Genomic DNA, 8,356 nt, shown 5'->3' with positions numbered 1-8,356 from the left:
TTTTAGAACTAGAATATTAATGACGAACAAGCTATATCTAAATGAAATACCGGTAGTACAAGCAGCCTAAGGGCTGCTCCAAAAGCATAGTATAATGATGAAAATGAATAATGGAAAAGAATATATAAAAAGCCAGGCAATCTAATGATTACCTGGTAGAAATTACTCATCAGTCCTATTTGAAGAAGAGCCTATTAAAAGCACAGAAGCTTTGGGCATACATTCCGCTCGCTTCTGTGCTTATTTATGTTTTAATATACAGATTTTATTCAACTGATGCTAAGAAGTGGTAAACTGGTTGACCACCGTCTACAATTTCAACTTCAATATCTTCGTTGGCCGATTCGACTGCTTCAGCGATTAATTCAGCTGTTGCTTGGTCGGTTTCTTCACCAAAGATTAACGTCACTAATTCTTTGTCTTCATCAACCATTTGATTAATCATGTTGATGGTTTCTTTGACTAAATCAGCATCTTCAGAAACTATTTTGCCGTCTATGATACCCATAAAGTGATCTTTATGGATTGCTAAGCCGTCAACAGTTGTATCTCGAACAGCCACTGTGACTTGACCACTGGTTACGTTGGCCATTTCAGCAACCATTGCTGCTTTATTGTCTTCTAATGTCCCATCAGGGTTGTAACCTAACATTGCTGTTAAACCTTGAGAGATATATTTAGTTTCAACTACAGCAGCTGGAATTTCTGACACTTCAACAGCTTGGTTAGCAGCCATAATGATATTCTTATTATTTGGTAAGATGATCACATTATCTGCATTCGCTTTGTTGATAGCATCTAAGATGTCATTTGTTGATGGGTTCATCGTTTGACCACCAGAGATGATTGATTTAACGCCCATATCTTTAAATAGGTTTTCAATTCCTTCACCGGCTGCAACAGCAATAATCGCTAAATTCGTACGCTCAACTGCTGGTGCTGATTCAGTTTGGTTTGATCCTTTGCCATCTAAGATATCGTCATGTTGTAGACGCATGTTATCTACTTTAATTTTCACTAATGAACCAAATTTTTGGCCATAGTTCATGACTTCACCTGGTGTTTCTGTATGCACATGAACTTTTACAATCTCGTCATCAGATACCACCAATAATGAGTCACCAATACCATCTAAGTGGTTACGGAATGTGTCATAATCAAATTCATCAGTAACGGTTTCACCTTCACCAATTTTGACCATGATTTCAGTACAGTAACCAAATTGAATATCTTCTGATGTTACTGAATGAGAAGTATTAAAGAAGTTTTCTTGGTGTGCTAATTCTGTGACATTCGCTTTGTTTGGATCAGCTGATTTAACTGGAATCGATTCACCTGTTAGTGATTCTAAGAAGCCGTGGTAGATATATACTAACCCTTGACCACCTGAATCGACAACGCCTACTTCTTTTAACACGGGTAGTAAGTTAGGGGTGTTTTCTAGTGATGTTTGTGCTTCTTCTAATACAGCTGTCATCACTTCAATGATGTCATCTGACTCTTCAGCTTTTTGCATACCTGCTGCCGCTGACTCGCGTGCTACTGTTAAAATAGTACCTTCTACGGGTTTCATCACAGCTTTTACTGCTGTATCAATACCGCGTTGGAAAGCATTCGCTAGATCTTTGGCTTCAACGGTTGTTTTTCCTTCGATCGCCTTAGCGAAACCACGGAATAATTGGGATAAGATAACGCCTGAGTTACCGCGTGCCCCCATCAATAATCCCTTAGCTAAATCTTCTCCAACCTCACCAACGGTATCGGATTGTTGTTTAATTACTCGTTCGATACCTGATGTGTATGTTAAATTCATATTTGTTCCGGTATCCCCATCTGGCACCGGGAAAACATTTAATGAATTCACGTATTCAGCATTCTCTGAAAGTCGGTTACCCCCAACTTCAAGCATAGATATGAACGCTTCAACGTCTAATACTGTTCTTTTCACCTAAAAAATCCTCCTTGATTACCGCAACTAGTCTTCAATCACACGGACGCCTTGTACGTACACGTTCACTACGTTTGCAGCAATACCTAATTGACGACCTAATTCGTATTTCACAGAACTTTGTACATTGCGACAAATTTCAGAAATTTTCGTACCGTAGTTGACGATAATGTATACATCCACTACTACTAAATCGTTGTTATCTACTGAAACAAGTACCCCTTTGGTATAGTTTTCTTGTTTAAGAATTTCTTGAATACCGTCACGGATTTGATGCTTGCTTGCCATACCAACGACACCGTAGTTTTGTGTTGTTGCCATACCTACGACTGTTGCGATAGATTCATTTGTAATATCAATTTCACCGAAGTCTGTTTGCATTTTTAATGCCATAAAAATTGTCCTCCTTTTGAAGGGTTGTCTTGCTAGATTAGTCTAGAACTTTATCGTTCTAAACAAATATAACTTCATTTATAACACTCATTTTACCACATACTAGGCTATTATACCTAAATATTTCACAAGTCGCAAACCCTATAATAGACACAAAAAAAGCCGTGGTCTTCCCTCGTTGGAAAACTACGACCTTAATTGATTATAATCATAAATGGATTACGCGCGGGTAACTAAACCAGCTTTGATTGCGTGTGCAGAAACCCATACACGCTTTTTGTTACCATTTTCGTCGATGATACGAACTTTTTGTAAGTTTGCTTTAAATGTACGTTTTGTAGCATTCAATGCGTGTGAGCGGTTGTTACCTGAAGTCGCTTTACGTCCTGTGTAATAACATTCTTTAGCCATTGTCATAATCCTCCTCTACAAATATTCATACCATAACATATTACTATATTTAACGTCATAAATCAAATTTATTTATGATAAAAATGATGTTTAGACTTAATCTCGGGCTTGAATAGCGAGAATAAGACCATCGCTAAAGGTAATTTTCATGGTATTTTGACCTGGTAGAAATTCATTTGAAACCAAAGCCAAGGGAATTGGCATTTGATACTTGTCTAGTGGATAGACAACATTTTCTAAACATAAGTCTTTAACTGGCGTCATTGCCACAAACGATAAATATTTCATGTCTTTTAAACGATCAACTTGATGTTGCCCTGGTCTTAAGAATGACACAGCATTGTTTTCTTCTACTAGATGAACATGATCAATCATCGACGCAAACCGTTCTTGATAAATCAGCCATAAGTTAGATAATAAATGGTCTACCCTACCCCCTAACATACCAAAGAGATGGTATTCAGCTTGGGGATATAAGTCTGCAACGGTACCTAAAGCATGTTCAGTATCCGTTTCATCTTTCATTGGCGGTAACTTTTCAATTTTTTTAGCCTTATGCTCAACTTGTTGAAGGACACTTTCTTCAATTGAATCAAAATCGCCTACCGCTAAGTCAATGGGAAAATGAAGGTCTAACAGCTGTTTAGCTCCTAAATCGACCCCAACGAAGGCAGTTTCCGCATCTTTAAGGGCTACTTTTTGTTGTTCTACATAGGCTTTAAAATACGTTGGGTCAAAAGGTCCAGACCCGATAAGATAAACTTGCATGGGTTCACCTCTTTCTAGTGAGTGCTCGGTAAGATTAAAGACAAATAGCCCTATTTGATCGCCATTCTTAAGGCATCGATTGGTTGTTTCACGTCGTCTTTATTGAAGATGTATGAACCGGCTACAAAGGCATCTACGCCTTTTTCTGCGCAAATTTTAGCGGTCTCATCGTTAATACCGCCATCTACTTCGATTAAGAATTTGGCGTCATTTGCCGCTCTGAAGGCACTTAATTCAGCCATCTTATCAACAGTTGATGCAATAAATGATTGGCCCCCAAATCCAGGGTTTACTGTCATGACTAAAATCATGTCGACGTCTTTTAGAATCGGCGCAATGGCAGATACGGGCGTTGCTGGATTAATGGCCACACCGGCCTTCATACCGTGTTTGTGAATGGTTTGGATTAAGCCATGTAAGTGGCTAGTTGACTCGTAATGAACCGTAAAGTAGTCTGCCCCCGCGTTGGCAAATGTTTCAACATGTGCTTCTGGGTTAGAGACCATTAAATGGCAATCTAAGGTCATTTTTGTATTTGGACGTAAAGCTTCAACGACGCCAGCGCCAAAGGTTAGATTTGGTACGAAATGGCCGTCCATGACATCAATGTGGACCCAGTCAGCGCCAGCTTCTTCGATTCGATTCACTTCGTCAATAAATTTACCAAAATTCGCAGATAAAATAGATGGTGCAATATACATGTACATTCCTACTTTCTAATATTTGGGTTTTGCATTGTCAATTTCTTGGAAGATTTGTAGGTAAGAGTCATAGCGACTTTGTGCGATTTCACCAGCTTCTAAGGCGGCTTTCACTGCACATTTAGGTTCTTGAATATGGGTACAACCACGGAACTTACATTGGTCTTGAATGGCCCGCATTTCAGGGAAATAGTTAGATAATAAGACTTTATCTAATTGGTCGATATCTATACTAGAAAAACCAGGTGTATCTGCCACTTTACCTTCAAATATATCATGTAATTCGGTATGGCGGGTAGTATGACGACCGCGTCCGAGTGATGTTGAGATTTCGCCTGTTTCAATCGCTAAATCTGGTAATAACCGGTTTAATAAAGTCGATTTTCCAACCCCTGACTGGCCGACAACCACCATGGTCCGGTTGGCGACAATGTCTTTTAGTTGATTGAAGTTATCTTCATTTAAGTCAGTTGATAAGATCACTTGGTAGCCAACTTGTCGGTATATTTTTATAAAATTGTCGATTCGTTGTTTATCCGACGCACTCGATTGGTCAATTAAGTCCATTTTAGAAAAGTATAAAATCGGCTCAATGTTTTCTGACTCTAAATAAACTAAAAAACGGTCTAATAATTTTGGTTGAATCTGAGGTTCTGTAACTGATGCTACCAACAAGGCCACGTCCACATTCGCTACTGCCGGTCGAATCATTTGGCTGTAGCGTGGTAAGATTTTCATCACATAGCCTTCTTTGGTATTGTCGGCTTGAAATTCCACGAAATCGCCCACCAAGGGTGTAGTTTGTGTGTTTCTAAATTGGCCACGTGCCCGTGTAGTATAAATCACTTGGCTCTCTTTTTCTTCTACATAATAAAAACCAGATAGGGCTTTAATAATTTGGCCGGTGTAAGTTAGTGCATTTGATTGAATGTCTGTTGTTTTTTTCTTCATGCTGTTGAATAATACCTCCTTATTGATTGAATTGTATTTAGCTAATATAGATTTAAAATTTTTGTCCGCATACTTATGTCCTATTTTAACTCAAATTCTATATAAAAAACACTCCGACAATATTTATTCGTTTGAAAGGTCTTTAAAATGGCAAAAAAGGCGTAAACAAACTGTCTACGCCTTGGGTTGATTGGTATTTATTTTCCTAATCTTCTACATCAGAACTTTCACGTTGGCTAGAGGATGAACTAGCACTCGATGATGAGCTTGACGCTGAAGAACTTGAGCTTGAACTACTATTAGATGATGAACTTGATGATGAGCTATCATTGTCGTCGTCATCATCGTCATTAGATGATGAGCTTGAGGATGAAGATGAAGATGAGGAGCTTGAACTTGATGAACTAGATACTGGTTCCGGTCCATCAGACATCACAATATATAATTCATCTCCAGCTACAAATTCCGTACCAGGTGTAATTGATTGCGAAATCATCACCCCATCCGGTACCCAACCTGAATATTGTGAATCAAATGAAGCCACTAACCCATTTGATTCAGCATATTGTTGAATTGATGCTCTATTCCACCCAGATAAATCGGCCATGGTAAAGGTTTCAACTCCAGCAGAAACAACAAAGTTAATCGTTGTCTCACCAGGTATCACTGCTTCACCTTGTTCGATAGATTGACTCAAGATGTCGCCTGCTTCAACTGAATCAGAGTAGTCTTCTTCATGGGTGACAGTAAAGCCTAATGCTGTTAATTCTTCTTCAATTTTCGTAAATGTTTGACCAGTGTAGTCATTTACTTCATACGGCTCTGGTCCTTGCGAAATATTAACATCAACTTCCGTATCATGTTTGACTTCTGTGTTTGCTGAAGGACTTGAGTTGATCACACGACCGGCTTCAACTTCTTCATCATATACTTCTGTTACATCTCCTAGAACTAAATTCAAACTTTCTAAAGTTAAGGATGCCTCTTGCTCTGTCATACCCGCTAAGTCAGGTACGGTAATATTGCGGCCTGCCATATAGTTATAGCCTAGGAAAGCAACTAAAATGAGTCCAATAATAACGCCTGCAACAATGGCAAGTGGTTTACGACTTTTTGGCTGGTTATTACTTGGTTTACCAGCTTTGTTATTAGGTTTACTTGGTGGTGTGCTATCTCCACCATTGCTAGTACCACTATCATCCGCACTTAAACTTGGGTCTGCTTGTAACTTACTAACACCTGCAACACCTGTAGCGCTTGCGCTTCCACCACCTGCAGCCGCTCCCGCTACGGCGGCGCCAGCTATACCAGCACCTGCAGCTAAAACTGCCTTATCAGGAATATCATGTTCATCTGAATCATCTAAAACAGTATCTTCAGCATTTTCACCGTTTGTATCCGGTTCTGTATCGTCATCAACTGCTTTTTCACCAGCAGCCATTAACTGTACTTCATCGGACTCTGCTAGACGCATTTGATTTTCGATATCTTCCTTAGCCATGACAATCGTTTCATTGGCCATATTAGCTGGGATAAAAACGGGCTCATTCTTCCGGTTATCAGAAAAGACCGTTTCTAAGTCATCGATCATTTCTTGTGTAGTTTGATAACGAGCAGATGGTTCTTTAGCTGTTGCCTTGGCCACCACATTAATTAAACTTTGTGGGGCATCTTCTCTATAAGCTTCGATTGGTGGTAGCGGCTCTTGGAAATGTTTTAAGGCAATTGACACTGCTGATTCACCGTCAAATGGTACACGACCTGTCAGCATTTCAAATAAAACGACTCCTAAAGAGTAAATATCTGAAAGACTGGTGGCCATTGAACCACGTGCTTGTTCTGGTGATAGATAGTGGACTGAACCAATAATGGAATTGGTTTGGGTGATACTTGTTTCAGAAGTCACCATAGCGATCCCAAAGTCCATGATTTTAATCGTCCCGTCGTGGTTGACCATGATATTTTGTGGTTTCAAGTCACGGTGGACAATACCAATTTCATGGGCTGCTTGCACACCTGATAGGATTTGGATCATCAGCGTTTGGATAATATCCACTGGAATTGGGTGATTTTCACGGATATAGGCCTTCAAGTCCATCCCGTCCACGTATTCCATCACGATAAACTTGCCTTCTTCATCCTCACCCACATCAAATAGGCTAACGACATTTGGGTGGTTTAATTCTGATACGGAAAGGGCTTCACGCTCGAACCGTTTGTTGGCATCCATGGCATCTGTTTTCCCTACACGCAAGAACTTGATGGCTACATCACGCTCTAAAATAGGATCATAAGCAAGGTATACGTCCGCCATACCACCTGAACCGATATGGTTCACAATTTTATAGCGTTCATCAATGATTTGACCAGATCTCATTAGAATTCACCCCTTTCTTTTTCAATTTCATGTTCGAATGTTTCTTCCTTTTGTAAATTTGCTGGTGTTCTATGTGCGACAACCACCGAAACATTGTCTCGGCCTCCATGGTCGTTAGCAAGCGCAATTAATTGGTCAGCTTTCTCTTCAATAGTGCGTCTTTCATCACTCAAAATGGCCAAGGTTTCTGTTTCCTCAACCATATCTGTTAACCCATCTGAACATAGTAGTAAGGTATCATCTACTAAAAAATCTACAACATCAATATCGACATCAACGTCAGCAGCAATACCCACTGCCCGAGTCACGATATTCTTTTGTGGGTGGACCTGTGCTTCTTCTTTTGTAATCATATCCATATCTAATAATTCTTGGACAAAAGAATGGTCTTTAGTAATTTGCTTTAGTTGATCCGCTTGATGAATGTAGATACGTGAATCCCCTACATGGGCTGAAACCACTTGTGCTAAATCTTCTAATGGTACAGCGGCGACGATTGTTGTACCCATACCTGATAAATCATGGTATTGGTTGGCTTTTTCAAATATATGGGCGTTAGCCGCCTTAATTTGGCTGGTTAACCAATTAGAAATGATATTGGGATCTGTCATGTTTCCAGTGCTTTCCCAAGCATTGCCTACATGATAAATAGCCATTTCTGAAGCCACGTCTCCCGCGTTATGGCCACCCATCCCATCACAAAGCAATAAGATTGCTGCTTGGTCTTGGTTGTAAAAAACGCCTACTTGGTCTTGGTTTTGTTTTCGTTCGACACCGACATCAGTTTTGCTTGCGATTTCCATGTAT

General features: G+C 39.7%; 8 protein-coding genes. All 8 read right to left on the bottom strand.

Annotated elements, in window-relative coordinates; genetic code table 11:
* Positions 1 to 265: 265 nt before the first annotated feature.
* Positions 266 to 1,948 carry a DAK2 domain-containing protein gene (locus ACFW0C_RS07110; protein WP_378106485.1) on the bottom strand — a complete coding sequence of 561 codons (1,683 nt, stop codon included), beginning with the start codon at positions 1,946 to 1,948 and terminating at the stop codon, positions 266 to 268.
* Between the two features lie 27 nt (positions 1,949 to 1,975).
* Positions 1,976 to 2,341 (bottom strand): Asp23/Gls24 family envelope stress response protein, encoded by a 366-nt coding sequence (locus ACFW0C_RS07105; protein WP_003143306.1) that lies wholly within the window; start codon positions 2,339 to 2,341, stop codon positions 1,976 to 1,978.
* A 219-nt stretch (positions 2,342 to 2,560) separates the two neighbouring features.
* Entirely contained in the window at positions 2,561 to 2,752 is a 192-nt protein-coding gene (gene rpmB / locus ACFW0C_RS07100) for a 50S ribosomal protein L28 (protein WP_016896758.1), read from the bottom strand.
* A gap of 96 nt (positions 2,753 to 2,848) precedes the next feature.
* Positions 2,849 to 3,520, bottom strand: coding sequence for a thiamine diphosphokinase (locus tag ACFW0C_RS07095; protein ID WP_378106483.1), 672 nt, complete (start codon positions 3,518 to 3,520; stop codon positions 2,849 to 2,851).
* 50 nt (positions 3,521 to 3,570) lie between these two features.
* A complete protein-coding gene (gene rpe / locus ACFW0C_RS07090; protein ID WP_378106481.1) occupies positions 3,571 to 4,221 on the bottom strand; it encodes a ribulose-phosphate 3-epimerase in 651 nt (216 codons plus the stop codon).
* 15 nt (positions 4,222 to 4,236) lie between these two features.
* Positions 4,237 to 5,172, bottom strand: a complete 936-nt coding sequence (gene rsgA / locus ACFW0C_RS07085; RefSeq protein ID WP_378106479.1) for a ribosome small subunit-dependent GTPase A — start codon at positions 5,170 to 5,172, stop codon at positions 4,237 to 4,239.
* A 205-nt stretch (positions 5,173 to 5,377) separates the two neighbouring features.
* Entirely contained in the window at positions 5,378 to 7,549 is a 2,172-nt protein-coding gene (locus tag ACFW0C_RS07080; protein ID WP_378106477.1) for a PASTA domain-containing protein, read from the bottom strand.
* Positions 7,549 to 8,352 carry a Stp1/IreP family PP2C-type Ser/Thr phosphatase gene (locus ACFW0C_RS07075; RefSeq protein ID WP_378106475.1) on the bottom strand — a complete coding sequence of 268 codons (804 nt, stop codon included), beginning with the start codon at positions 8,350 to 8,352 and terminating at the stop codon, positions 7,549 to 7,551. Before ACFW0C_RS07075 ends, ACFW0C_RS07080 begins: the two co-directional genes overlap by 1 nt.
* Positions 8,353 to 8,356 lie beyond the last annotated feature (4 nt).

Origin of the sequence: Aerococcus sp. NPDC058936 (assembly GCF_042741995.1) — a bacterium.
In the GTDB taxonomy this organism is placed as follows: Bacteria; Bacillota; Bacilli; order Lactobacillales; family Aerococcaceae; genus Aerococcus.
The sequence above is the reverse complement of the archived record's forward strand: the minus strand, read 5'-3'. Positions and strand labels throughout refer to the sequence as shown.

What these genes read in the sequence shown, in the direction of transcription:
- ACFW0C_RS07105 (WP_003143306.1), bottom strand. Translation starts at nt 2,341, where the DNA reads ATGGCATTAAAAATGCAAACAGACTTCGGTGAAATTGATATTACAAAT.
- rpmB (WP_016896758.1), bottom strand. Translation starts at nt 2,752, where the DNA reads ATGGCTAAAGAATGTTATTACACAGGACGTAAAGCGACTTCAGGTAAC.
- ACFW0C_RS07095 (WP_378106483.1), bottom strand. Translation starts at nt 3,520, where the DNA reads ATGCAAGTTTATCTTATCGGGTCTGGACCTTTTGACCCAACGTATTTT.
- rpe (WP_378106481.1), bottom strand. Translation starts at nt 4,221, where the DNA reads ATGTATATTGCACCATCTATTTTATCTGCGAATTTTGGTAAATTTATT.
- rsgA (WP_378106479.1), bottom strand. Translation starts at nt 5,172, where the DNA reads ATGAAGAAAAAAACAACAGACATTCAATCAAATGCACTAACTTACACC.
- ACFW0C_RS07080 (WP_378106477.1), bottom strand. Translation starts at nt 7,549, where the DNA reads ATGAGATCTGGTCAAATCATTGATGAACGCTATAAAATTGTGAACCAT.
- ACFW0C_RS07075 (WP_378106475.1), bottom strand. Translation starts at nt 8,352, where the DNA reads ATGGAAATCGCAAGCAAAACTGATGTCGGTGTCGAACGAAAACAAAAC.